The following is a 21,446-nucleotide window of genomic DNA, read 5'->3' as shown; positions in this document are numbered from 1 at the left end:
ATTCAATCATATGAAAAAAATTTTCCTCTAGTTACGTATGTGGCGCAATGCCGCCATGCGAATTCTCGCTGTCCTGCACGGCATTGTGAACCCATCGGGCGTGGCGGATGCGGGCGAGCTTGTAGGCGTCGAGGATCGACAGGGCATAGATCAGGAAGCCACCGGCATGACGGCCGATGAAGCCGGCGTCCGGCGGCGCGATCCTGACGGTCACCCAGGCCAGGATCATCATGAAGAACAGAAACTGCAGCCCGCGCACCGGCACGCCCAGAATGACATGGCCGCTTGCCGGCAGCACGATTGCCGAACCCAGGACGAGATAAGGGCTCACCGGGGCCGGCTTAGGGATTGGACTGGTCATGCGGCTTGCCGTTCGCTGCGATTGATGGCGTCTCGCAGCTCCGAGAGGGAGACAAGCAGCCGCTGAACAAGCGTCGGATCGATCCGAGCGTCAACGAAGGCGGCCTGCCGGAAAACGCCGTAGCGTGCCCGCTCGGCCTCGGCCAGCAGCCAGACGATGCGCGCACCTCCGGGGGTGATCAACAGTTCCTTGGCGCGTCCTTCCGAAAAGGGTTCCAGGTGGTCGGCGATGATGCCTTGCGGGAAACGCGTGCCTCGACGGTCGGTGCGCAGCACCGCCTCGGCTGGAAATCCCGGAGCCTTGGGCAGCGTATGCTGGAGATGGTCGAAATTGGAGAAGGTCGTCGGCGAGCCCGGCCGCATCATCATGTCGAACGTGGCCTGCACCGCGACCTTTTCGATGATCGAAACGCTGAGCCAGCGGGCCGGGAGTTTTCTTGTCGCCAGCGTATCGACAATGGTGCGCAGTTGAACGCGTTGGCCGCTCCACGATCCTTCCCAGGTGATGACACCGGCGGTGCCGTCAGAAACATCGGCGGCATCGGCGATGACGGTTCGGACGGCGGCCTCGTCGGCGGCAAGCGCCGCCAGAACCCTGTTGCGGCCGCGACGCGCCAGCCACGCAAGATGGAGGGCGAGAGCCAGGACAATGGCCCCGGCGAATAGTGCTGATGTCACTTCGGACATTTTGTCATGCCAGGCTCACCCCGAATCCGGGCAAGCCTACTCCCATCAATAGCCCTGAGGTTTCGGCCAGGGCATGGTGAACTGGTCGCCACGCCGCACGAATTTGTAGCGGTAGAAGTGGAACCACAACGAGATCAGGAAGTAGAACGCGACCATGGCGCTCAGCTGCGAACCGAAGCCGAGGAAGATGGCGAAGAAAGTCACCACGCACAGGCAGAACAGCACGATCGCCGGCAGCGGATGGAAGGGATGCGTATAGCCGCGGCGGATCGTGCCGAGCGGCCACTTCTTGCGGAACATCATGATATTGATGCTCATGAAAGTGTATTGCAGCACGCCTGACAGGATCGAGAAGGTGATCGCCTGGTTGAGGTCGGCGATGAAGGCGAAGGCGAGCGCGATTGGCAGCAGGAACAGGATCGACCGGTAAGGCGTGCGGTATTTGGGATGCACGGCCGAGAACCAGCTCGGCAGATAGCGATCGCGACCGAGCGAGAACCAGGCGCGTGCCGCGTCGTTGATGCAGCCATTGGCCGATGCCAGGGCCGCGAGCAGCGTGGCGACAAACAGCAGGTTCTCCAGCAGCGGGCTGCCGGTCAGCCTGCCGGCGTCCCACAGCGGGTAATAGGTGATCCCGAGATATTCCCAGGGCATCAGCGAGGCGCAGACATACCAGGTCATGGCGGCGGCGATCAGAAGCGTGATCATGCCGGCCATGGTGCCGTAGGGCAGGGAGCGCGCCGGCGAGCGAACTTCCTCGGCGGCCTGCGTGGTGCCTTCGATGCCCAGATAGAACCAGATGCCGAACTGGAAGGCGGCGATGACGCCGATCCAGCCATAGGGCAGGGCATTGGCGGGTGTGACCAGCTCGTTCAGCTTCAGCACGGCACCTTGCGTCCACGGGCTGACCGAGAAGAACAGGATGACGATCGAGACATAGGCGATGGCGGTGATGACGAAGTTGACGTTGAGCGTCATCAGCACGCCGCGGTAATTGAGCCAGGCCAGGACGACGATGGTCGCGGCGATGAAGGCATTGTGGTTCAGCCCCTCGACCCCCGCCTTGGCGACGATCGTGTCGCCGAGCAGGATAGCATCCGAGACCTCCAGCATGGTGTAGGCGAAGACCAGGAACAGCGCGACGTTGAATGCCATCAGCGGTCCGACGATGTGCTTTGCCTGCGCGTACTGGCCTCCGGCGGCGGCAACAGTCGACGTCACCTCGGAATCAATCATGGCGACCGAGGTGTAGAGCAGTCCGACGATCCAGCAGACGATCAGCGCCGCCAGCGTGCCGCCCTTGTCCGCGGCAAAATTCCAGCCGGTGAATTCGCCCACCAGAACGATACCCACGCCGAGGGCCCAGACATGGGAAGGGCCAAGTACCCTGAGCAGCGAAACCCGGCCGCCATGCACTACCGTTTCTGCCGTTTCAAGCGCGACCGTCATCGTTCAATCCCCACTCAGATCCGGTGTTTTTCGGAAACGGCTTCAAGCTCGCCTTCGCGCGACGAGGTCAGAACGTCCTCGGAATAGGTCGTATCGACCTTGAACCAGTCGTAGAGCATCCAGATCGCGAGCAAGATCGAGATGCCCCAGCATGCGTAAGAAAGTGCCATCCACATGATCGTGTCCCCGATGACTCGTCGCCAGAACTTTTACTTGTCGTCGAACTTCTCGTTGATGACGTCGCGATATTCGCGATCGGATGCACGGAACAGGAAGACGAAATAACCGATCAGCACCGCCGCCATGATGATCAGCGTCGGCCAGTCGATGACGTAGTGAAAACGGTTCTGGATGATGTCGTGCGCGGTCTCGGGCGTGTAGCCGAGCTTTTCCCAAATCGAGGCCATCGTCGGGTTCTGGCCAAGCGCTTCCCAGGTCTTGGCGTCAAGCGCGTCGATGGATTTGGCGGCTCCGGCAAGGCCCAGTTTCAGCGGCAGCCACAGCGCCACGAAAATGGCGACCACCACGACCACGATGTCGAAAACCTGGCCGGTCTTGCTCTGCTCCGGCGGCGTGTAGCGGGACATGCGTTGTACCCCTCAGGACTTGCGGTTGCGGGAGGCGTCGGCGTTCTTGATATCGAGACCGTAGATGAAGTCCTTGTCTTCCTTGTAGTGCTTGACCATCGCCAGGATCGCGGCCGTGTTGAAGATCAGCACGGCCGCGGCGGCAATCGCGACGACGGCCTTGATGCCGTCGTGCGGAATGTACGGCCATGTCATGAAGAGCACGAAGAGGATCGTCGCCCACAGGCAGATGATCAGCAACGCGGCTCCGCGCAAGTCGGAACGGTACAGCGCTTCGATGCGCTGCTGCAGGTCTGACATCGGTTTTCCCCTTTTCCGGGCGCCCGGTTCCGAATCCTCCGCGCGCCGCTCTCTTTCAAGAGAGTGAAATTTTTTTCATAAATTCAGGCCGTTTCCCGCAATTGTCAAGATGAATTTACGTGGGTTAACCATTTGCTTGGGGCGGTCAATTTTGCCTGACAATGAAATTATTTGCTTTCAGGGGATTGCGGCTCTCCTGCGTTTGCGGTCAATATTCAAGCCAAAGCTCCGGCCTCCGCGCCAAGGAGCAGGGAACAGTGGATTTTTGAACGGAGGACGAGCGGATGACGGCATCCTGGAGATTTTCGACCCTGGCGGACCGCCACCGCGCGCTGGGTTCGAAGCTCGAAGACTGGAGCGGCATGGGGACCGCCTGGACCTACGACAAGGACGCCGACGAAGAATACATCGCCATCCGCACCAAGGCCGGTCTGATGGATGTGTCGGGGCTCAAGAAGGTTCACATCACTGGGCCTCATGCCTCGCACCTCATCGACCTCGCCACCACGCGCGACGTGGAAAAGATCTATCCGGGCAAGTCGGCCTATGCCTGCATGCTGAACGAGGCGGGAAAATTCACTGACGACTGCATCCTCTACCGTACCGGCCCGAACAGCTGGATGGTGGTGCATGGTTCGGGCACCGGCCATGAGGAGTTGCAGCGCGCCGCGATGGGCCGCGATGTCTCGCTGCGCTTCGATGACAATCTGCACGATCTGTCGCTGCAGGGACCGACCGCGGTCGATTATCTGGCCAAGCATGTGCCCGGTATCCGCGATCTCAACTATTTCCATCATATGCAGACGCAGCTGTTCGGTTTCCCGGTAATGATCTCGCGCACCGGTTACACCGGCGAGCGCGGCTACGAGATCTTCTGCCGCGGCCAGGACGCCGGCACGATCTGGGACAGGATTCTCGACGAGGGCAAGAGCGCCGGCATCATTCCGTGCCGTTTCACCACGCTCGACATGCTGCGTGTCGAAAGTTATTTGCTTTTCTACCCCTACGACAATTCCCAAAAATATCCGTTCGAGAACGAAGGCCCCGGTGACACGCTGTGGGAACTCGGCCTCGACTTCACCGTCAGCCCCGGGAAGACCGGCTTCCGTGGGGCCGAGGAGCACTACCGGCTGAAGGGCAAGGAGCGCTTCAAGATCTATGGTGTGCTGCTCGACGGCAAGGAGCCCGCCGACGAAGGCGCACCGGTCTACCGCGACGGCAAAAAGGTCGGCGTGGTGACATGTGCCATGTATTCGCCGCTGGTCAAGAAATCGATGGGCATCGCCCGCCTCGACGTCGACTGCGCGGTCAAGGACACCAAGCTCGAGATCCGCAACAAGAACGGGTCGATCAAGGCGACGGCGCAGCCCTTGCCTTTCGACGATCCCAAAAAGACCAAGCGCACGGCCAAGGGTTGAGGCATCATCAACGGCGAGGGGTTCGAGGCACGAAGACTTAAATGGCAGCCAAAAGCATCATCAGCCGGCCGGTCTACGGAACGCTCTCTCCGCAGCCCGGCAAACACCATCTTTTCATCGCCGATGCCGAAGGTGCGCTCGCTATTTCAGACATGGCCGCAGGAGCGCCGGCCGGGTTTTTCGACGGCGCCGAAATCGTCTTCATCCCGGGCCCCGACGGCAAGCATGTCGACGCCCTCGAAGCGCTGAAACCGGGGCAGTTTCATCAGGCGCCGTCCTTCGCAAGCGTGCTGCCGCGACTGAAGCAGACACTGAGCAATGCCCATATGGGGTTGCGCCTCTACCTCGCCGGCACCGAAGGCCTGATCGGCCAGGCCATGCAAGTAGCGCTCGAAGCCGGCATCGACCATACCTCCATGCAGACCGAGCATCGCGGTTCCCTGGCACGGCGCATGCAATGCGTGCACTGCAAAGGCATCACCGAAAACGTGACGACGCAGCCCGCCACCTGTTCGCACTGCGGGCTGCTGCTTCTGGTGCGCGATCATTACTCCAGGCGCCTCGCTGCTTTCCAGGGCGTGTGCATCAACGCCGAGGATCGCTCCGAGATTCCTCCGATGGAGGAGGCCTTCCCATGAGCACCGGCACCACCAAGCTCGATGTCGTGGTAAGCGACGTCGTTCCTGTCAACGAACTGGTCACCCGCTTCCATTTCCGCCGGCGCGACGGGCAGATGTTGCCGACCTTTTCCGGCGGCGCCCATGTCGTGGTCGAGATGCGCGACGGCGATCGCACCCGGCTCAATCCCTATTCGCTGATGGGCTCGCCGCTCGACACGCGCGAATACACGATCTCCGTGCGCCGCGACGATGTCGGCCGCGGCGGCTCGCTGTTCATGCATCGCAGCGTCAAGCCGGGGCTGGAGATGGTGATCAGCTACCCGGTCAATCTGTTCTCGCTCGACCTGCGTGCAAGAAAGCACCTGATGCTTGCCGGCGGCATCGGCGTCACGCCCTTCATGGCGCAGACCGCGCAACTGGCCGGCGAAGGCGGAAACTTCGAATTGCACTACACCTGCCGCACCGCCTCGCTCGGCACCTATGCCGATGTGCTGCGGGAGCGTTACGACCGCCGGATCAGGCTCTACCATGACGACCGCGACGAGCGCATCGACCTCGACCGGCTGCTGTCGACGCAGCCGCTCGGCACGCATCTCTATGTCTGTGGCCCGGCCGGCATGATCAACTGGGTGCGCGACCGCGCGGCTAGTCTGGGTTGGCCGTCGGAAGCCGTGCATTTCGAGCATTTCGCGGCACCCCAGCCCGGACTGCCCTTCGACGTGACGCTGGCCGTCAGCGGCAAGACGATCCAGGTCGGCGAACAGCAGAGCCTGCTCGAGGCCATCGAGGCGGCCGGTGTCGACCCGCCCTATCTCTGCCGCGGCGGCGTCTGCGGCCAGTGCGAGACCAACGTCATCTCCTACGATGGCAAGTTCATCCACAATGACCACTGGCTGAGCGAGGAGGACCATCGTTCCGGCTGCAAGATCATGCCGTGCGTGTCGCGCTTCGAGGGCCGGTCGCTGGTCTTGGAGCGGTAAAACATTTTGCAGCCAAGTGGATACACTTGGCGTCGCAGAAATGCGGCTAAACAAAGAGATAGAGTGGGCATCCCGCTCTAGGAGGAAATCATGGGCATCACCTTTCGCAAGGAAACGTTCCGCGACGATTTCACCTTCAGGAACAGCCCTGAGCATATCAGGCGGTTCCCGTTCCCGTTCCACGAAGACGCCTACATGTATGCGGTCAACATCGAACCGCATGTCGTCGGCCCCAAGGGCAGCGTGCTCGAGAACCTGATCGACGTCGACGAGCACTATGTCGCCGAGATGCAGGACCGCGCTTTGGTGCTGGCCGAGGATCCGCTGCGCTGCCAATCGTTGCCGCACATGACGCTGGCCGGCTGGGACCTGCTTGAGCTTTTGATGGAGCAGCAGGCGCTTGGCTATCCCGAGCATTTCACGCTGACGCGCGACGGTGACCGCTGGCGCTGGATCAACCGGCCGCTCGGCATCGACGATACCTTCACCTTCGGCGACACCTCGACGCTGCCTTACGGCCCGATGGAATATATCACGAGGCAGAGCCAGGGCGATTTCTGCATCCTCGACCAGCGCGACGGCAATCTGTGGATGGATGCCGGCATGGTCACAACCCAGGCCGACTGGTCGCTCGATTTCGACATAGGCATGAATTTTTTCGAGTGGCACGCGCCAGTGCCGCTGGCGCATGAGAAGGGGATTTTCGTCAGGGCGTTGAAGTTCCTCACAAACATCCAGCAAGGCAAGCCGGCGCGTCGTCTCAACTGGACGATGACCATCAATCCGCGCCTCGACACCAGCCCGGAGAATTATCACAAATGGGGTCCGGACCGGACAACCGTGTCACCGGAGAATGTCGGCGACAAGGTCCATCTGCGCGTCGAATTGCAGAGCTTCTGGCGGCTGCCGCGCTCCAACGGCATCGTCTTTCCGATCCGCTGCTACCTGATCAAGATGGACGAGTTGGTGACGCAGCCGAAATGGGCGCGGCGCCTGCACCGCGTCATCCGCGACCTGCCCGAAGAACTCGCGACCTACAAGGGCCTGACGCGCTACCGCCCGACATTGGTGGAGTGGCTGTCGAGGCTGGATGATGGCAGCCCGACGAGCCCAGGGTTTGGGCCGGATTAGAGCTGCCGTCGAAGCTGCCAAGATGGGCACGAAGGAACGCGAACCATCGAATTCGTCATCTTGGGCGAAGCAAGGAGCGAAGCGACGCGGCGCAGACCCTAGAGCATTTCACCGTTTCACGGAAACGGCAAACTGCTCTAACTCATTGTTTTAACGCAACTCCGGACGGAAAACCGTTTCACACTTTTCCTGGAATTGCTCTAGGATCCATTCCGTGACGTTAAAGCGTTGTAACGGTCGAGAATTCTGCTCCGTTGCACCGTCGGCGAAGGTCGCGGCATGGATCCTCGGGTCAAGCCCGAGGATGACGAAGCGCGCGGTTTGAGCCGGTGCAAGCAAAGACATGCCGAGGGCGCGCCCCTCTGTGCTACCGTACATCACTCCCACGAGAGGGCGATTAGCCAATCACCCGGAACTGCCCTGCGGATAGCAGATAATCGACAGATACCGCATCGGCAGCTTCGTCAGCTGCTCCGGGCCATGCGGCGCGTCGGCGTCGAAGAACAGGCTGTCGCCGGGCTTCATCGGGTAGAGGTTGCTGCCGTGCCGGTAAACGACCTCGCCTTCCAGCATATAGAGGAACTCCATGCCTTCATGCTGGAAGGTCGGGAACACGTCGGAGTCCTCGGTCAGGGTGATCAGATAGGGCTCGACGACGACGCCGCTGGTGTTGGAGCCGATATGGCCGAGCAGATTGTACTGGTGACCGGCACGCGTGCCGCGGCGCTCGACATCAAGGCCTTCGCCGGCTTTGACGAAGACAGCACTTCGCTCTTCCTCGAAGCGGCGGAAGAAGGCGGTGACGGGAACGCCGAGCGCCCGTGACAGCGCCTGCAAGGTGGTCAGCGACGGCGAGGTGATGCCGTTCTCGATCTTCGACAGCATGCCCAGCGAAATGTCGGTGGCGACCGCCAGGTCGGCGACTGTGATCCCGAGCTTCTTGCGGAACGCCCGCACCTCGCGGCCGATCGCGACCTCCAGCACTTTCTCGCGTGTGTCGCGGATGGCGTGCGGGTTCTGCGTCAGCGGCGCGCGGATGGTCTTTCCGTCCGCGGAGACCTTTGCCAACGGCTTGGCTTTTGCAGGACCATGACCGGCCTTCGAATCCGAAATTGTCTTTGCCATCTCGCCCCCGCAACTTCAGGATTTATTTCACTCACGGTGAACATCTTAGGTGCCGATACAGGAGCGCAACCGCGACGGCAAGCCATCTTGTGTCGCATGTGCCGGCTCGGCGACTGCAATCGCCGCAGGTTTTTCGCCAGGAATCCGCTGCGCGCAAATGCCGTTCCAGCAGATGTCTGTTGACAGCACGGAAGGGCCAATTACTGTCACTCTCAGTGAAATTTGTTTCGCTGGGGAAATCAAAAAAGAGGAGGCCCTGAAATGAAAACTCGCGTTGCCGTCATCGGAGCCGGACCGTCCGGCCTGGCACAGCTCAGGGCCTTCAAGTCGGCTGCCGACAAGGGCGCCGAGATTCCCGAAATCGTCTGCTTCGAAAAGCAGTCCGACTGGGGCGGCCTGTGGAACTACACCTGGCGCACCGGCCTCGACGAACATGGCGACCCCGTGCACGGTTCGATGTACCGTTACCTCTGGTCGAACGGACCCAAGGAATGCCTGGAATTCGCCGACTATACCTTCGAGGAGCATTTCGGCCGGCCGATCGGCTCCTACCCGCCGCGCGCCGTGCTGTGGGACTACATCAAGGGCCGCGTCGAGAAGTCGGGACTGCGCAAATGGGTACGCTTCAACAGCCCGGTGCGCATGGTCACCTTCTCCGACGAGATAAAGAAATTCACCGTCACCGCGCATGACCGCACCAACGACGTCACCTATTCCGAAGAATTCGACAATGTCGTCGTCGCCTCCGGGCATTTCTCGGTGCCCAATGTGCCGTACTTCGAGGGTTTCTCGACCTTCAACGGCCGCATCCTGCACAGCCATGATTTCCGCGACGCGATGGAATTCAAGGGCAAGGATATCCTGATCATCGGCCGCTCCTATTCGGCCGAGGATATCGGCTCGCAATGCTACAAATACGGCGCCAAGTCGATCACCTCCAGCTACCGCTCCAAGCCGATGGGCTTCAAATGGCCTGAGAATTGGAAAGAGGTACCGCTCTTGCAGAAGGTCGTCGGCAAGACCGCGCACTTCAAGGACGGCACCACCAAGGATGTCGACGCCATCATCCTGTGCACCGGTTATCTGCATTCCTTCCCCTTCCTCACCGACGACCTGAAGCTCAAGACCGCCAACCGCATGTGGCCGCTCGACCTCTATGAAGGCGTGGTGTGGGAGAAGAATCCGAAGCTGTCCTATATCGGCATGCAGGACCAGTTCTACACCTTCAACATGTTCGACGCGCAGGCCTGGTTCGCGCGCGATGTCATCATGGGCCGCATCAAGCTTCCCTCGGCCAAGGCGATGGCCGAACACAGTGCCAAGTGGCGGGCGCGGGAGGAGACGCTGGAGGACGCCGAGCAGATGATCTGGTTCCAGGGCGACTACACCAAGGAACTGATGGACCAGACCGACTATCCCGGCTTCGATGTCGAGGCGGTCAACCAGACCTTCATGGAATGGGAACACCACAAGGCGGAAGACATCATGAGCTTCCGCGATCACGCCTATCGCTCGCTGATGACCGGCACCATGGCGCCGCTGCATCATACGCCGTGGCTGCAGGCGCTGGACGATTCGATGGAGAGCTATCTCGAGGTGAAGGGCGTCGCGGCGGAATAGGCCGCGGCGCGTCGTCCTGCCCTATCCCAGCCTTGCCCGCGCTTTCGCCGTCCAGGCGTTGAACAGCCGGTCGGCGACGATACCGATGAAGGCTATTGCCAGGCCGGCGACGATGCCACGGCCGGAATCGGCCTTGGACAGCGCGATGAACACCTCTTGGCCGAGGTCGCGTGTGCCGACCATGGCGCAGATGATGATCATCGCCAGCGCCATCAGGATGGTCTGGTTGACGCCGAGCATGATCTCGGGAAGCGCCAGCGGCAATTGCACGCGAAAGAAGGTCTGGCGCGGCGTGCAGCCTGACACCTTGGCCGCCTCGATCAATGCCGGTGGCACCTGCCTGATGCCGTGATTGGTGTAGCGGATGGCCGGCACCACGGCGAAGGCTATTGTTGCGATCATGGCGGTGACGTCGCCGACCCTGAACAGCATCACCACCGGAATGATGAAGCAGAAAGACGGCAGCACCTGCAGCGTGTCGATGACAGGGGTTACGATCTTCTCGAAACGGTCGCTGCGCGCCGCCATCAGCCCGATCGGGATGCCGATCAGGCAGGCGATGAAGGCCGAGATGCCGCAGAGATAGACGGTCGCCATGGTTTTTTCCCACAGCCCGGTGACGGCGCAGAAGGCAGTCAGTGTCGCGACCAGGGCGGCCAGGCGCGGACCTGAGAGCTGATAGCCGGCGAGGCCGAGCAGGAACACGGCCCCCAGCCATGGAAAGCCCTCGCAGAAGGCACGCAGCGGGTTCAGCACGTTGAGGATCAGCGCCACGCGAAAGGCTTCGATCGCATCGAAGAAGTTGATCGTCACCCAGTTCACCGCCGCCTTCCACAGCGGCGCGGTGGTGAAGGTGATGGCCTTCGGCACCGCGGCGAAAGCCGGCACGAACAGGCCGAGCAGCGTGGTGACGGCAAGGATGGCGATGGCCACCGTCAGATTGGGGTAGCGCCGCCAGAAGCTCGGGTTCACCGCCTGATGAACATAGCCCTTTGCCTGCTTGCGCGCGATGGCCTGGCTCAGCCGGTCGAGCGCGATGGCCAGCGCCACAATGGCGAGCCCGGCTTCCATGGCTTCGCCGACCTTCAGCGCGCGCAGCGCCAGAAGCACGTCATAACCGAGGCCGCCGGCGCCGATCATCGATGCGATGATCACCATGTTGAGCGCCAGCATGATCACCTGGTTGACACCGACCATCAACGTCGGCCGCGCCGACGGCAACAGCACCCGCCACAGTTTCTGCCGCGCCGTGCAGCCGGCCATGTCGCTGAATTCGCCGATCTCCAGCGGCACCCGCGTCAGTCCGAGCATCGTCGCCCGCACCATCGGCGGCGTCGCGAAGATGGCGGTGGCGATCATCGCCGATACCGGGCTGTTGCCGAACAGCAGCAGCATCGGGATGAGATAGGCGAAGGTCGGGATGGTCTGCATCAGGTCGAGGGCAGGGGAGACGATCAGCCTTTCCGCCCATGGCTTGCGCCAGGCCCAGATGCCGGCGAACAGGCCGGTGACGATGCAGAACGGCACGGCTATGGAAATCAGCGCCAGCGTCAGCATGGCGCTGGTCCATTGGCCGAACAGAGCGATGTAGAGGAAACAGCCGCCGACCAGCAGGCTGAGTTTGCGACCGCCCACGGCATGCCCGGCGAGGAAAGCCGTGGCGCACACCCCGACCCAGGACAGGCGCGGCAGGACATAGGCGTCCGCGCCGTGGCCGACCTTGAAGTTCTTGGCGAGCAGATTGAGCGCGAAGTCGAGTGGCACGCCGAGCACCGCGGTGATCGAGCGGGTCAGCCACGACAGGTTCGACTTGATCCAGCCCATCAGCGCGCTGACCCAGTCCGCTACGGGAACGACCGCGTTGGCCGGATAGTTGACAGCCCAGGGGACGCTGTCCTGCAGCAGGAACACCGCCAGCACGGCGGCAAGTGCCGCCGCCCAGACCAGCAGCCACCGCTGAAGCGGTGGCCTCGGCTCGCTGGCGCTTGCCGTCACCGTCATGTGCCGGTTCTCGTATGTTCGATGCCGGCCAAAAGGTCGATGACCGCTTGCGGTGTGACTTCACCGATTGGCTTGCCGGTGCCGTTGACCACCGCGAACGGCTTGCCGGCGGAAACGATGCTGGCGGAAAAACTGGCGATCTTGGCCTCCGGCGCCACCGTCCCGCCATGCTCTGTGCCGTCGCAGGCGCGCATCAGGCTGCGCGCCGAGATCACCTTGGCGCGGTCGACGTCGCGGGTGAACTCGGCGACATAGTCGGTCGCCGGATTGACCACCAGTTCTTCCGGCGTGCCGGTCTGGATGACCTCGCCGTCCTTCATGATGGCGATACGGTCGGCGAGCCTGATCGCCTCGTCGAAATCATGGGTGATGAATACGATGGTCTTGTGCAGCATGGTCTGCAGCCGCATCAACTCGTCCTGCATCTCGCGGCGGATCAGCGGATCGAGCGCGGAGAACGGCTCGTCGAGGAACCAGATCTCCGGTTTTGTCGCCAGGCTGCGGGCGATGCCGACACGTTGCTGCTGGCCGCCGGAAAGCTCGCGCGGATAGAAATGTTCGCGGCCACGCAGACCGACGAGTTCGATGACCTCGCGGGCGCGCGCCTCGCGTCTCGGCCTGTCCTGCCCCTGTATGCTGAGCGGAAAGGCGATGTTGTCCAGGACATTGAGATGCGGCAGCAGCGCGAAGTTCTGGAACACCATGCCCATGCGATGGCGCCTGAGTTCGATCAGCGCCGCGTCGGAAATCTTCAGCAGGTCCTTGCCTTCGAACTCGACCTTGCCGTGGCTCGGCTCGACCAGCCTCGACATGCAGCGCACCAGCGTCGATTTGCCGGAACCCGACAGACCCATGATGATGAAGATTTCGCCTTGGCGGATTTCGAGATCGACCGCCCGCACCGCGCCGACCAGTCCGGCAGCCGTGACATCGGCCATGCTGGCCTTGCCGTCGTGCTCGCGAATGAAATTGGCCGCGTTCGCCCCGAACAGCTTCCACACATTGCGGCAGGCAAGTTTCACCGGACGGTCATCCGTGCCCGGTTGAGCCGACCTCTGTTCAGTCCTGTCCGTCATCCAATCGTCCTTCTGGAACCATAAAGATTTGAGACCCGGCCGATCAAACGGCCAGGCCCCATTTTCCAGTAGGAACGATCACTGCGCCCAGGCTTTCCAGTCGGCTTCGTGCGCGGCGATCCAGGCGGCGGCGACATCTTCCGTCGTCTTGCCGTCAAGGTCGATCTCGCCGCTCATCTTGTTGAGCTCGTCGGTGTCGATCGTATAGGCCTTGGCCACCTTGTAGGCGACCGGCCATTTGTCCTTCATGCCGTTCCAGGCATATTTCCAGATCTCGCCGTGCGGCTTGCCGCAGTCATATTTGGCATCGGGGTTCACGCCCCATTTCGGGTCGTTGTAGCATTCGGGCGTGTATTCGGGGAATTGCACCCATTCGCCCTTGTATTTGGCCGGCGCCCAATGCGGCGAATAGATCCACAGCATGATCGGCGCCTTGCGCTGATAGGCTGAATCGAGTTCGGCGAACATCGCCGCGTCGGTGCCGGCATGAATGACCGTGAAGGGCAGTTTCAGTGCGGCGACGCGCTCGTCGTCAAAGCCTTCCCAGGTCACCGGGCCGCCGAGATAGCGGCCCTTCGGCGCCGTCTCCGCCGTCGAGAACGATGCGGCGCATGTGGCATCCAGAAGGGCATGCCAATCCGGCAAGGTCGGGCATTTTTCCTTCATGTATTCGGGAAACCACCATTCTTCCTTGGCTTTCGGTCCGAGCTTGCCGAGACGTTCGGTCTGGCCGGTCGCATCGGACGCTTTCATGGCTTCGCCGGCGGTGGTGTCCCAGAATTCCAGGCCGACATCGAGGTCGCCATTGGTGAGGCCGGTGGTCAGGCTGGAGAGGTAGTCGGCGGTCGGGTATTCAACCGTATAGCCAAGCTTTTCCAGGATGCCGCCGAGGATCTTGGCGTTCAGGTTGACGCTGGTCCAGTCGAACAGCGCGATCTTGATCGGGTCGTTGGATTCCGGTGCGGCGGCGTGGGCGGAAGGTGACAACAGGCTTAGTGTCGCGAGCGCGACGGCACTCATCGATAACTTCGAGATATAGCTGCGAAATGACATGCTTGTTCTCCTTCAAGCTGTGGCGGTTATTGTTCCCTTCTTGCGTCTTTTTATGATTGTGGTGGAAAGACTGGTCGTTGCGCAAGGCCCTTGCCGCCACGTCGCGGCTAAAGCCGGCGCAGGCGAAATGATGCTGAATTTCGGTGATGGTGGAGTGTGCCGGGAGGGTCAGCGTCATGACTGCCGATGCATCGCTGCGGGAGCGATCATCCGCGGATCAATTGCCAGTCTTGCGGCGCCCTGCAAGGTGCGAGCCATCAAGGTCCCATGATCTCGGCTACCGGCCTGGCAAGCCCCGTCTCGCCAACGCCGTTTCATGGGGTGAAATTATATATACCAACGTTCATCTCACGCAACGACTAACGCCTCGCGGCTGCACAAATTCAGACTGCAGGCGAAGATGTGATCTTACCAGCAGACGTAGCCGCCATCGACGATCAGATCGAGGCCGGTGACGAAGCTCGACGCGCGGCTGGCCAGGAACACCGTCGGCCCGACCATTTCCTCCGGCGCGGCCATGCGCCCCATCGGCGTGTCGCGCTTGAAGATCTTGATCTCCTCAGCCACCTCCGGCCGCTTGTTCATCGGCGTCAGCGTGTAGCCGGGACTGACGACGTTGACGCGCAATCCGCGATCGGCCCACTCCATGGCGAGGCTCCTCGACAGGTGAATGACGGCGGCTTTCGAAGAGTTGTAGTGCGCCTGCGTCAGCCCGCGATTGACGATGGTGCCCGACATCGAGGCGATGTTGATGATCGAGCCCTTGCGTCGCGCCAGCATCTTGCGCGCCTCGGCCTGGCAGGACAGGAACACGCCGGCGACGTTGACCTCGTGCACCTTCTGCCATGTCTCCAGCGACAAGGTCTCGGCCGGTTCCGAGCCGGCGATGCCGGCATTGTTGACGGCGACGGTCAGTGCGCCGAGTTCGGCCTCCACGCGATCGATTGCCGCCGCGAGATTGCTTTCGGATGTCACTGTGCCGGTCAGCACCAGTGCCTTGCGGCCAAGTGCCGTGATCCGGTGCGCGGTCTCCTCCAGCCCGCCCTTCGATGCATGACCGAAACAGGCGACATCAGCCCCTGCCTCAGCCAGTCCGATCGCGATAGCCTGGCCAATGCCGCTGCCGGCGCCGGTGACCAGCGCGACATCGCCGTCCAGCTTGAAAAGATCCATCGATAGTCCTCCCTGCCATAGGGAAGGTATGCGCGGAGCCGCCTTTCTATCAAGCCTTCGGCGCGCAAGCCGACTAGGGAGGGCGGGCGATGCCTAGAAATAGCCGCTGGATGCAGCCGTGAATTCCTTCGGTATCTCGACGCCGTCGACCAGGATCTTGTCGACCAGTTCGTGATGGAAGCAGACCAGCCCCTTGATGCGCTCGGCCTCGTGCACCGGCTCCGGATAATACCAGACGAGGTTCTCGTGCCGCTTCTTGGGCGTCGTCACGTGATAATAGTTGGAGATGCCCTTGTAGGGGCAGCGTGAAATGTAGCGGCTGGGCGTAAACATATCGAGCCGCGTGTCCGAGATCGGCAAGTAGTGGCGCACCGGGTGGCCGGTCTCGAACAGGAACACGCCGCGGCGTGAATCGGCGACCTGCTCGCCGTCGAGGATGACCTGTACCCGCCGCGACGACGGCAGGCAGTCGACCCGGCGGAACGGATCGCGGGCGTGGACGAAGATCTCCTCGTCCTCCTCGTACCAGTGCGTCATCTTGGGCCAATAGAAGGACATGTAGTCCGACAGGTCCGGCGATCCCTTGACCGGATCGAGATAGCGCCAGGCGGCATCCTCGACCAGCGTGATGCCGGTGTTCAGCGAATAATGCGTGGCGACGCCCTTGAACGGGCTCTCGGTCGTCGTGGTGCTGGGCAGCAGGAACTCCTCGCGCACATCGCCGATCGGGAAGTAATAGACCGGCAAATGGTCGGATTCGTAGAGCACCAGCGCCTTGGTCGTGTCAGCGACGATCATCGATCCCACCTGCACGCGCAGCCGCTTCTGCATCGGCATGGTGAAGGCGACATAGCCGGGTTCCGATTCATACTGCACGATAGTGTCGAGCAGGGGGAAATGCGGTCCGCGACCGCGCAAATGAGGCTTGCGAATGGTAGTCTCCCGTTTCTTTTCTTTTGTCATCGAGCGTTGGCGCAAAGCGAGATGAACCTGGATTGAGCCATGGTGTCGGAGGGTTTCCGGGCGGCGGGTTTCTCTTGCATCGAGCGGCTCGAGCGATGGCCCCCATCGCTCTTTGCAGCCTGCCAGGGGATAGCCGCACCGCCCGAAAGACAGAATTGTCCAATCCGGCCTCTATCCCAGCGATACGCGATCGAGCAGCAGTCCGGCCGCGATCGGCGGCAGGCCGCTGACATTCTTGCGCACCGGCACCAGCAGATCCGGGAAATAGCTGAAGATCACCGGCGTCTCGTCGAGCAGCAGTTTCTGGATGTCGGATGCGGCCGCGCGCTGCGCGCCGATGTCGAGCGCCTTGAGATGGCTGGTAACCATGCCGTCATAGGCCGTGCTCTTGAAATGCGCCGCGTTCCACGGGCCGTCGCTGACCAGCGGGCTCTTGAGGAAGACGTTGGGCACGCTGCGATGCGCGTAGTCGGTGATCCCCAACGGGCTGTCCAGCCAGTCCGACTGGCCGAATACCGCCTTGCCGTAATATTTGTCCTGGTCCTCGATGTTGAGCGCGATGCGGGCACCGATCTCCTTGACGAAATTCTGGAACAGCTGCGCATAGCCCGGGATGTCGGAATAGCGCAGCGTCGTCAGGGTCATGTCGAAGCCGTTGGCGAGGCCGGCCGCTTCGAGCAGTTGTTTGGCCTTGGCGATATCCTGGACACGCTGCGGCACGGACTTGTCGGTGGCGGGGAAGGCGGGCGCGAACGGGCTGTCATTGCCTGTTGCCGCCATGCCGCGGCAGAGACCATCGACCAGCTTGGAGCGGTCGATGCTGAGCGCCAGCGCCTGGCGCACGCGCTTGTCGGTGAACGGGCCGGTGTCGCAACGCATGTGCAACTGGCGATGCGCGGTCGAGGCGACGCGCAGCACGGTGATGTCTGGGCTGTTGAGCACCACCTGGCTGACATCGAGCGGTACTGCGTCGAGGACATCGACCTCGCCGGCCTGCAGCGCCAGGATGCGCGGCTGCACGTCGCCGTAGAACTTGAATTCGAGCCGGTCGGGCAGGGCCTTCTCGCCCCAATAGTCCTGGTTGCGCACGAAGGTCGCGCCGACCTTCGGCGTGTAGCTCTCCAGCCGGAACGGGCCGGTGCCCTCGAAGGTCTTTTCGTAGTCGCCCTTGTAGCTCGCCGGCAGGATGACGGCGTTGTAATTGTCGATCGACACCGAATAGGGAAAGCTGCCGTTCGGTTGATCGAGATGGAAGGCGACGGTGTGGTCGTCAATCTTCCGCGTGCCGCCCTTCGACAGCAGGCCCTTGAACACCGAAAGCGCGTTAGAGGCGCCGTTGGGATCCGCGAGGCGATCGAAGGTCGCGACCACGTCGTCGGCCTTGAAGTCCTCGCCATTGTGGAATTTCACGCCCTTGCGCAGCTTGAAGGTCCATACACTGCCATCGGCGTTCGGCGACCAGCTCTCCGCCAGCACCGGCTTCAGGGTGAGATCCGGTTGCGTGACGCACAGAAACTCGGCGGTCTGGAAAACCAGCTGGTAGCTGCCGCTGTCATAGTAGGTGATGGGATCGATGGCGCCGCCCGGCGTGGCGACGCCGGCGCGCACCGTGCCGCCCGGCTTGCCCTCGGCGCGGGCCTTTTGCGTGCCGAGGCCGGCAGCGGCGACAAGGCTGCCCAGGAACGGCAGGGAAAGGCCAAGAACGCTGCCATGACGCAGGAAATCGCGGCGGTCGAGCCTGCCGGCAAGCAGTTCGTCGACAGCGGAATTTTCGATTGCGGTCAGATTTTTGCGGGCGGCGTCGATCGTCACGAAAGGCGTTGGCATGGCTGCATTCCTCGCTTGCCCTCGGGGGATCGGCCATTTAGGTCATTGTTGACCGCGACCGGAAAGCGATATTTTTTGATAGGGGTCATCGAAATTTTCGATGCGAGGTGTGACCATGGATACCGAGAACCTGCGCAGTTTCCTGGAAGTCGCCGAGCATGGCAGCTTCACCGTCGCGGCCAGCCGCCTCAACCTTGCGCAATCCACGGTCAGCGCGCGGATCAGGGGGCTGGAGGAGCAGTTGGGGCGCCGGCTTTTCGTGCGCGATCGTGACGGCGTCACGCTCACGCCTGCCGGCCGGCAGTTCCTGCCGCACGCCTCTTCCATCACCCGCACCTGGGAGCAATCGAGGCAGGATATCGCAGTTCCCGATGGCTATGACAGCCTGCTGCGGCTGACCGCACCCGCCTATCTGTGGGAGCGCATAACCTCGCCATGGGTCGAGTGGATGCGCGCTAGGCGGCCGAACGTGGCGCTACGGCTCGAGGGCAGTTTCCCGGATCTGGCCATCGACCAACTGGCGGAAGGACTGCTCGACATCTGCATCCTCTATCTGCCGCGCCCGCATCCCGGCATCGTCTATGAAACGCTGGCCGTCGATCAGGTGGTGCTTGTCCAGCATGCCGCGCAGACCAAGCCATGGTCCGAAAACTACATCCTTATGGACTGGGGGCTCGAATTCCGCATCGAGCACGACCGTGCCTTTGCCGGCATGGTCAAGCCGGCCATTTCGGCCGGGCTGGTCTTCATCGGCCTGCAGCATGTGCTGTCGCAACAGGCGGCCGCCTATTTGCCGCTCAGCGCCGTAAGCGGTCATATTGAACGCGGCGAGATGCGCCGCATCGACAACACGCCGGTGTTCCAGCGACCGATCTACCTTGCCTATCCGAGCAACCCAGTCTCATCGGATGTCCTGGACGTCGCGCTGACCGGACTGCACACGCTGGCCAGGGGCTGGATGGCGGGTAAGGGCTTTTCGGAAGGCGATCGTTCTGCATGGGCCAAATCGAAGCCATTCAGCTAACCCGTTATTTTTCCTGAATATGCCCGCCTGTAGGATTCTACGATCCGGGGATTCACGCCAAAGAAACGGCTGAAAAAACAGGCGCCACGATGATCGAGGTGCCCCTCGGGTCCTATTTCGGCGATGATGCTCATCCTCCAGTTCAGTAAGGCGGAGGGATCGGCGATGTCCACCGCCGATCGGGTCTAAGTTCAAATTATCGATGCTGGTTTATCCACCTGCCTACCATACGCCTCGACGGTGATTTCCGACCCAGCGGTACATGCCTTCTATGTTTGGAACTCGCATGAAGGCATAACCAAACCATGACTTCTGTTCGTCGGTGAACGTGACGTTCCGCCACAGTTGATCCCAACTCTGACCTTTGCGGATCAAATCGAGAACTTGAGAGTGAAGCGAGATCATGTAGTCGCGCAGCGCTCGCTGGTCGTCTTTCGTTGCTGGCGTATAGTGTCCCACGTCAATGTAATCGACATCCTGCTTCAACACCCAATCCAGGCTTTCTATCCAGCCGTCATAGTAGAAATCCAGGAGGTCCATGTAAGGCATCGTCTTCGACTCACATATGTCAGTGCACTGGAGTGCCTTCTCTTTCGGAAAGAGCACCAGTGTCATACTGTTAGAGTGACTTGGAGCGATGTGATGGAGCTCGACGGTCTCCCCACCCAGGGTGATCGTCATCTCCTTGTCAAAGACCTTGTTGGGGACCGCAACGGGGAGTTTCTCGCCAACGATAGCGTCGACCGCATTTCGCTGAGCGACCACGGTCGCCCCATCGTCTTGAAGCAGTTGCGAACCAACTATGTGGTCGAAGTGCGCATGGGTATATACTACATAACGGACGCCTACGTTGAAGCGCGTCTTGATTTCGTCCCGAAGCGCCACGGTCGCGCACGTGGATGCGGGATCGATGACCAGCGCCCCCTCGTTCGTGATTAGCACCAATCCACTGTGCAATGCGGGCAAGGCAGTGTTTGTATGACGGTACAGATTGCCTTTCACATGCTCCAAGGTGCGTGGAAGGTCCGGGCAGGATGTCGCGGTCGGATCTGGAAGTGTCTCGCGCTTGGAATACTGCTCAAGTGGAACGGCTTCTCCGGTATCGGATGCCGCCAGAGCTGCGCTTGAAGTGGTGGCTAGAAGTATTGCCACAACGATATTTTTGAGATTCATAGATGTTTCCTCACGAAATTCAAGATTTTTGAGCACTGGCAATGCTTGCACGATCAATCGCACCAATCTCGCCGACTCCGGCAAGCAGCATCGCCGTCTTGAGTTCGGCGCTCAGGAAGTCGAGAACGCTCTTCACGCCTGGGGCACCACCTACGCCAAGCCCATAGAGAATTGGACGGCCAACGGCGACTGCATCGGCTCCCAACGCAAGAGCGCGAAACACGTCGATGCCCCGGCGGACGCCGCCGTCCAAGATGATTGGAACTCTTCCCTTAAGCGCATCCGCAATCATCGGCAGGACACTTGTACTGGCTGGTACGCCATCAATCTGGCGACCGCCGTGGTTCGAGACTTGCACGGCGGCCGCGCCGGCATCCACGACGTTTACTGCGTCCTCGGGGCGAAGGATTCCCTTCACAATTACCGGCAGACCGGAAACCTCACGGCAGAAATTGATGTCCTCCAACGTGAGGCCCTGCTTCTGATCCCTGAAACTGCCGGAGCCGCTATATCGAGGGTCGTGATTTCCGAAAGTAATCCCCTGAGGGAACGGCTTGCCCAACTTGCGAACTCGATCGCTACCTCCCGGACCGAGCGCATCGACTGTCAGAACAATCGCGGTGTAACCAGACGCCGCCGCGCGGCGCAGCAGCGATCGGGTGACGCCGATATCCGAATTGAAATACAGCTGGAACCATTTTGGGCCCTGCGTGGCCTTCGCAATTTCTTCGAGTGGGCGGTTGGACGCGCCGGAGGATTGATAAAGGGCACCCGCCGCGCTGGCGCCGGAGGCAGTTGCCACCTCGGCGCGTTATCTGAACAGTCAAGCTGTCTCAGACGACGTTCCTCCTGTGGAACTGGCGAGGTTCGCGGGCATCT

21 protein-coding genes are annotated in these 21,446 nt (G+C 61.4%); 6 read left to right on the top strand and 15 right to left on the bottom strand.

Going from position 1 to position 21,446, the window contains the following annotated elements:
* Nucleotides 1–31 precede the first annotated feature (31 nt).
* The 6 genes from AC07SZ_RS34630 to AC07SZ_RS34605 are packed head-to-tail and all read right to left on the bottom strand — an operon-like array spanning nucleotide 32 to nucleotide 3,383.
* A complete protein-coding gene (locus AC07SZ_RS34630) occupies nucleotides 32–361 on the bottom strand; it encodes a hypothetical protein (protein WP_056564300.1) in 330 nt (109 codons plus the stop codon).
* Nucleotides 358–1,047, bottom strand: a complete 690-nt coding sequence (locus AC07SZ_RS34625; RefSeq protein WP_056564297.1) for a hypothetical protein — start codon at nucleotides 1,045–1,047, stop codon at nucleotides 358–360. The genes AC07SZ_RS34630 and AC07SZ_RS34625 overlap by 4 nt, the downstream gene beginning before the upstream one ends.
* A 45-nt stretch (nucleotides 1,048–1,092) precedes the next feature.
* The gene (locus AC07SZ_RS34620; RefSeq protein WP_056564294.1) at nucleotides 1,093–2,496 is read right to left on the bottom strand and encodes an APC family permease; all 1,404 of its coding nucleotides are present in this window, start codon (nucleotides 2,494–2,496) and stop codon (nucleotides 1,093–1,095) included.
* 14 nt (nucleotides 2,497–2,510) lie between these two features.
* Complete coding sequence (locus AC07SZ_RS34615) at nucleotides 2,511–2,666, bottom strand: hypothetical protein (protein WP_162258859.1); 156 nt, start codon at nucleotides 2,664–2,666, stop codon at nucleotides 2,511–2,513.
* Between the two features lie 39 nt (nucleotides 2,667–2,705).
* Nucleotides 2,706–3,083, bottom strand: coding sequence for a hypothetical protein (locus AC07SZ_RS34610; RefSeq protein WP_056564291.1), 378 nt, complete (start codon nucleotides 3,081–3,083; stop codon nucleotides 2,706–2,708).
* A 12-nt stretch (nucleotides 3,084–3,095) separates the two neighbouring features.
* Nucleotides 3,096–3,383, bottom strand: coding sequence for a hypothetical protein (locus tag AC07SZ_RS34605; protein WP_056564288.1), 288 nt, complete (start codon nucleotides 3,381–3,383; stop codon nucleotides 3,096–3,098).
* Between the two features lie 284 nt (nucleotides 3,384–3,667).
* On the opposite strand from AC07SZ_RS34605, the gene AC07SZ_RS34600 reads away from it, so the two are divergent.
* The 4 genes from AC07SZ_RS34600 to AC07SZ_RS34585 all read left to right on the top strand — a co-directional run bounded on the left by AC07SZ_RS34600 (nucleotide 3,668) and on the right by AC07SZ_RS34585 (nucleotide 7,532).
* A complete protein-coding gene (locus AC07SZ_RS34600; RefSeq protein ID WP_172374226.1) occupies nucleotides 3,668–4,801 on the top strand; it encodes an aminomethyl transferase family protein in 1,134 nt (377 codons plus the stop codon).
* 41 nt (nucleotides 4,802–4,842) lie between these two features.
* Nucleotides 4,843–5,439 (top strand): dimethylamine monooxygenase subunit DmmA family protein, encoded by a 597-nt coding sequence (locus AC07SZ_RS34595; protein ID WP_056564278.1) that lies wholly within the window; start codon nucleotides 4,843–4,845, stop codon nucleotides 5,437–5,439.
* The gene (locus AC07SZ_RS34590) at nucleotides 5,436–6,401 is read left to right on the top strand and encodes a PDR/VanB family oxidoreductase (RefSeq protein WP_494917775.1); all 966 of its coding nucleotides are present in this window, start codon (nucleotides 5,436–5,438) and stop codon (nucleotides 6,399–6,401) included. Before AC07SZ_RS34595 ends, AC07SZ_RS34590 begins: the two co-directional genes overlap by 4 nt.
* Nucleotides 6,402–6,491: 90 nt before the next feature.
* The gene (locus AC07SZ_RS34585) at nucleotides 6,492–7,532 is read left to right on the top strand and encodes a heme-dependent oxidative N-demethylase family protein (protein WP_494917774.1); all 1,041 of its coding nucleotides are present in this window, start codon (nucleotides 6,492–6,494) and stop codon (nucleotides 7,530–7,532) included.
* Nucleotides 7,533–7,937: 405 nt separating this feature from the next.
* Here AC07SZ_RS34585 and AC07SZ_RS34580 read toward each other — a convergent pair whose 3' ends face one another.
* Nucleotides 7,938–8,657: a helix-turn-helix domain-containing protein gene (locus tag AC07SZ_RS34580; protein ID WP_494917773.1), complete on the bottom strand. Its 720-nt coding sequence runs from the start codon at nucleotides 8,655–8,657 to the stop codon at nucleotides 7,938–7,940.
* Nucleotides 8,658–8,918: 261 nt separating this feature from the next.
* Between AC07SZ_RS34580 and AC07SZ_RS34575 the strand changes: the two genes are divergently transcribed.
* A complete protein-coding gene (locus tag AC07SZ_RS34575) occupies nucleotides 8,919–10,277 on the top strand; it encodes a trimethylamine monooxygenase (protein ID WP_494917772.1) in 1,359 nt (452 codons plus the stop codon).
* Between the two features lie 21 nt (nucleotides 10,278–10,298).
* On the opposite strand, the gene AC07SZ_RS34570 is transcribed toward AC07SZ_RS34575, so the two are convergent.
* The 6 genes from AC07SZ_RS34570 to AC07SZ_RS34545 form a co-directional block, all read right to left on the bottom strand.
* Nucleotides 10,299–12,278, bottom strand: coding sequence for an ABC transporter permease (locus AC07SZ_RS34570; RefSeq protein WP_494917771.1), 1,980 nt, complete (start codon nucleotides 12,276–12,278; stop codon nucleotides 10,299–10,301).
* Complete coding sequence (locus AC07SZ_RS34565) at nucleotides 12,275–13,354, bottom strand: quaternary amine ABC transporter ATP-binding protein (protein WP_172374221.1); 1,080 nt, start codon at nucleotides 13,352–13,354, stop codon at nucleotides 12,275–12,277. The genes AC07SZ_RS34570 and AC07SZ_RS34565 overlap by 4 nt, the downstream gene beginning before the upstream one ends.
* A gap of 78 nt (nucleotides 13,355–13,432) precedes the next feature.
* Nucleotides 13,433–14,407 (bottom strand): ABC transporter substrate-binding protein, encoded by a 975-nt coding sequence (locus tag AC07SZ_RS34560; RefSeq protein WP_056564253.1) that lies wholly within the window; start codon nucleotides 14,405–14,407, stop codon nucleotides 13,433–13,435.
* A gap of 408 nt (nucleotides 14,408–14,815) precedes the next feature.
* Nucleotides 14,816–15,580: an SDR family oxidoreductase gene (locus AC07SZ_RS34555; protein ID WP_494917770.1), complete on the bottom strand. Its 765-nt coding sequence runs from the start codon at nucleotides 15,578–15,580 to the stop codon at nucleotides 14,816–14,818.
* Nucleotides 15,581–15,673: 93 nt separating this feature from the next.
* Entirely contained in the window at nucleotides 15,674–16,543 is an 870-nt protein-coding gene (locus tag AC07SZ_RS34550; protein ID WP_056564242.1) for a DUF427 domain-containing protein, read from the bottom strand.
* Between the two features lie 171 nt (nucleotides 16,544–16,714).
* Entirely contained in the window at nucleotides 16,715–18,370 is a 1,656-nt protein-coding gene (locus AC07SZ_RS34545) for an ABC transporter substrate-binding protein (RefSeq protein WP_494917769.1), read from the bottom strand.
* A 115-nt stretch (nucleotides 18,371–18,485) separates the two neighbouring features.
* Here AC07SZ_RS34545 and AC07SZ_RS34540 point away from each other — a divergent pair, with 115 nt between their 5' ends.
* Nucleotides 18,486–19,394 carry a LysR family transcriptional regulator gene (locus AC07SZ_RS34540; protein WP_494917768.1) on the top strand — a complete coding sequence of 303 codons (909 nt, stop codon included), beginning with the start codon at nucleotides 18,486–18,488 and terminating at the stop codon, nucleotides 19,392–19,394.
* 222 nt (nucleotides 19,395–19,616) lie between these two features.
* Here AC07SZ_RS34540 and AC07SZ_RS34535 read toward each other — a convergent pair whose 3' ends face one another.
* Both AC07SZ_RS34535 and AC07SZ_RS34530 read right to left on the bottom strand, forming a co-directional pair.
* Nucleotides 19,617–20,630 carry an MBL fold metallo-hydrolase gene (locus AC07SZ_RS34535; RefSeq protein WP_494917802.1) on the bottom strand — a complete coding sequence of 338 codons (1,014 nt, stop codon included), beginning with the start codon at nucleotides 20,628–20,630 and terminating at the stop codon, nucleotides 19,617–19,619.
* Entirely contained in the window at nucleotides 20,587–21,369 is a 783-nt protein-coding gene (locus tag AC07SZ_RS34530; protein ID WP_494917767.1) for an alpha-hydroxy-acid oxidizing protein, read from the bottom strand. The genes AC07SZ_RS34535 and AC07SZ_RS34530 overlap by 44 nt, the downstream gene beginning before the upstream one ends.
* Between the last annotated feature and the right edge of the window lie 77 nt (nucleotides 21,370–21,446).

Source organism: Mesorhizobium sp. GW821-FHT07A06 (genome assembly GCF_059419085.1).
Note: the sequence above shows the minus strand (reverse complement) of the source record. Positions and strands in the feature narration are given on the sequence as shown.

What these genes read in the sequence shown, in the direction of transcription:
- AC07SZ_RS34595 (WP_056564278.1), top strand. Translation starts at nt 4,843, where the DNA reads ATGGCAGCCAAAAGCATCATCAGCCGGCCGGTCTACGGAACGCTCTCT.
- AC07SZ_RS34565 (WP_172374221.1), bottom strand. Translation starts at nt 13,354, where the DNA reads ATGACGGACAGGACTGAACAGAGGTCGGCTCAACCGGGCACGGATGAC.
- AC07SZ_RS34600 (WP_172374226.1), top strand. Translation starts at nt 3,668, where the DNA reads ATGACGGCATCCTGGAGATTTTCGACCCTGGCGGACCGCCACCGCGCG.
- AC07SZ_RS34620 (WP_056564294.1), bottom strand. Translation starts at nt 2,496, where the DNA reads ATGACGGTCGCGCTTGAAACGGCAGAAACGGTAGTGCATGGCGGCCGG.
- AC07SZ_RS34560 (WP_056564253.1), bottom strand. Translation starts at nt 14,407, where the DNA reads ATGTCATTTCGCAGCTATATCTCGAAGTTATCGATGAGTGCCGTCGCG.
- AC07SZ_RS34545 (WP_494917769.1), bottom strand. Translation starts at nt 18,370, where the DNA reads ATGCCAACGCCTTTCGTGACGATCGACGCCGCCCGCAAAAATCTGACC.
- AC07SZ_RS34575 (WP_494917772.1), top strand. Translation starts at nt 8,919, where the DNA reads ATGAAAACTCGCGTTGCCGTCATCGGAGCCGGACCGTCCGGCCTGGCA.
- AC07SZ_RS34615 (WP_162258859.1), bottom strand. Translation starts at nt 2,666, where the DNA reads ATGGCACTTTCTTACGCATGCTGGGGCATCTCGATCTTGCTCGCGATC.
- AC07SZ_RS34550 (WP_056564242.1), bottom strand. Translation starts at nt 16,543, where the DNA reads ATGACAAAAGAAAAGAAACGGGAGACTACCATTCGCAAGCCTCATTTG.
- AC07SZ_RS34585 (WP_494917774.1), top strand. Translation starts at nt 6,492, where the DNA reads ATGGGCATCACCTTTCGCAAGGAAACGTTCCGCGACGATTTCACCTTC.
- AC07SZ_RS34590 (WP_494917775.1), top strand. Translation starts at nt 5,436, where the DNA reads ATGAGCACCGGCACCACCAAGCTCGATGTCGTGGTAAGCGACGTCGTT.
- AC07SZ_RS34630 (WP_056564300.1), bottom strand. Translation starts at nt 361, where the DNA reads ATGACCAGTCCAATCCCTAAGCCGGCCCCGGTGAGCCCTTATCTCGTC.
- AC07SZ_RS34605 (WP_056564288.1), bottom strand. Translation starts at nt 3,383, where the DNA reads ATGTCAGACCTGCAGCAGCGCATCGAAGCGCTGTACCGTTCCGACTTG.
- AC07SZ_RS34610 (WP_056564291.1), bottom strand. Translation starts at nt 3,083, where the DNA reads ATGTCCCGCTACACGCCGCCGGAGCAGAGCAAGACCGGCCAGGTTTTC.
- AC07SZ_RS34555 (WP_494917770.1), bottom strand. Translation starts at nt 15,580, where the DNA reads ATGGATCTTTTCAAGCTGGACGGCGATGTCGCGCTGGTCACCGGCGCC.
- AC07SZ_RS34580 (WP_494917773.1), bottom strand. Translation starts at nt 8,657, where the DNA reads ATGGCAAAGACAATTTCGGATTCGAAGGCCGGTCATGGTCCTGCAAAA.
- AC07SZ_RS34540 (WP_494917768.1), top strand. Translation starts at nt 18,486, where the DNA reads ATGGATACCGAGAACCTGCGCAGTTTCCTGGAAGTCGCCGAGCATGGC.
- AC07SZ_RS34570 (WP_494917771.1), bottom strand. Translation starts at nt 12,278, where the DNA reads ATGACGGTGACGGCAAGCGCCAGCGAGCCGAGGCCACCGCTTCAGCGG.
- AC07SZ_RS34625 (WP_056564297.1), bottom strand. Translation starts at nt 1,047, where the DNA reads ATGTCCGAAGTGACATCAGCACTATTCGCCGGGGCCATTGTCCTGGCT.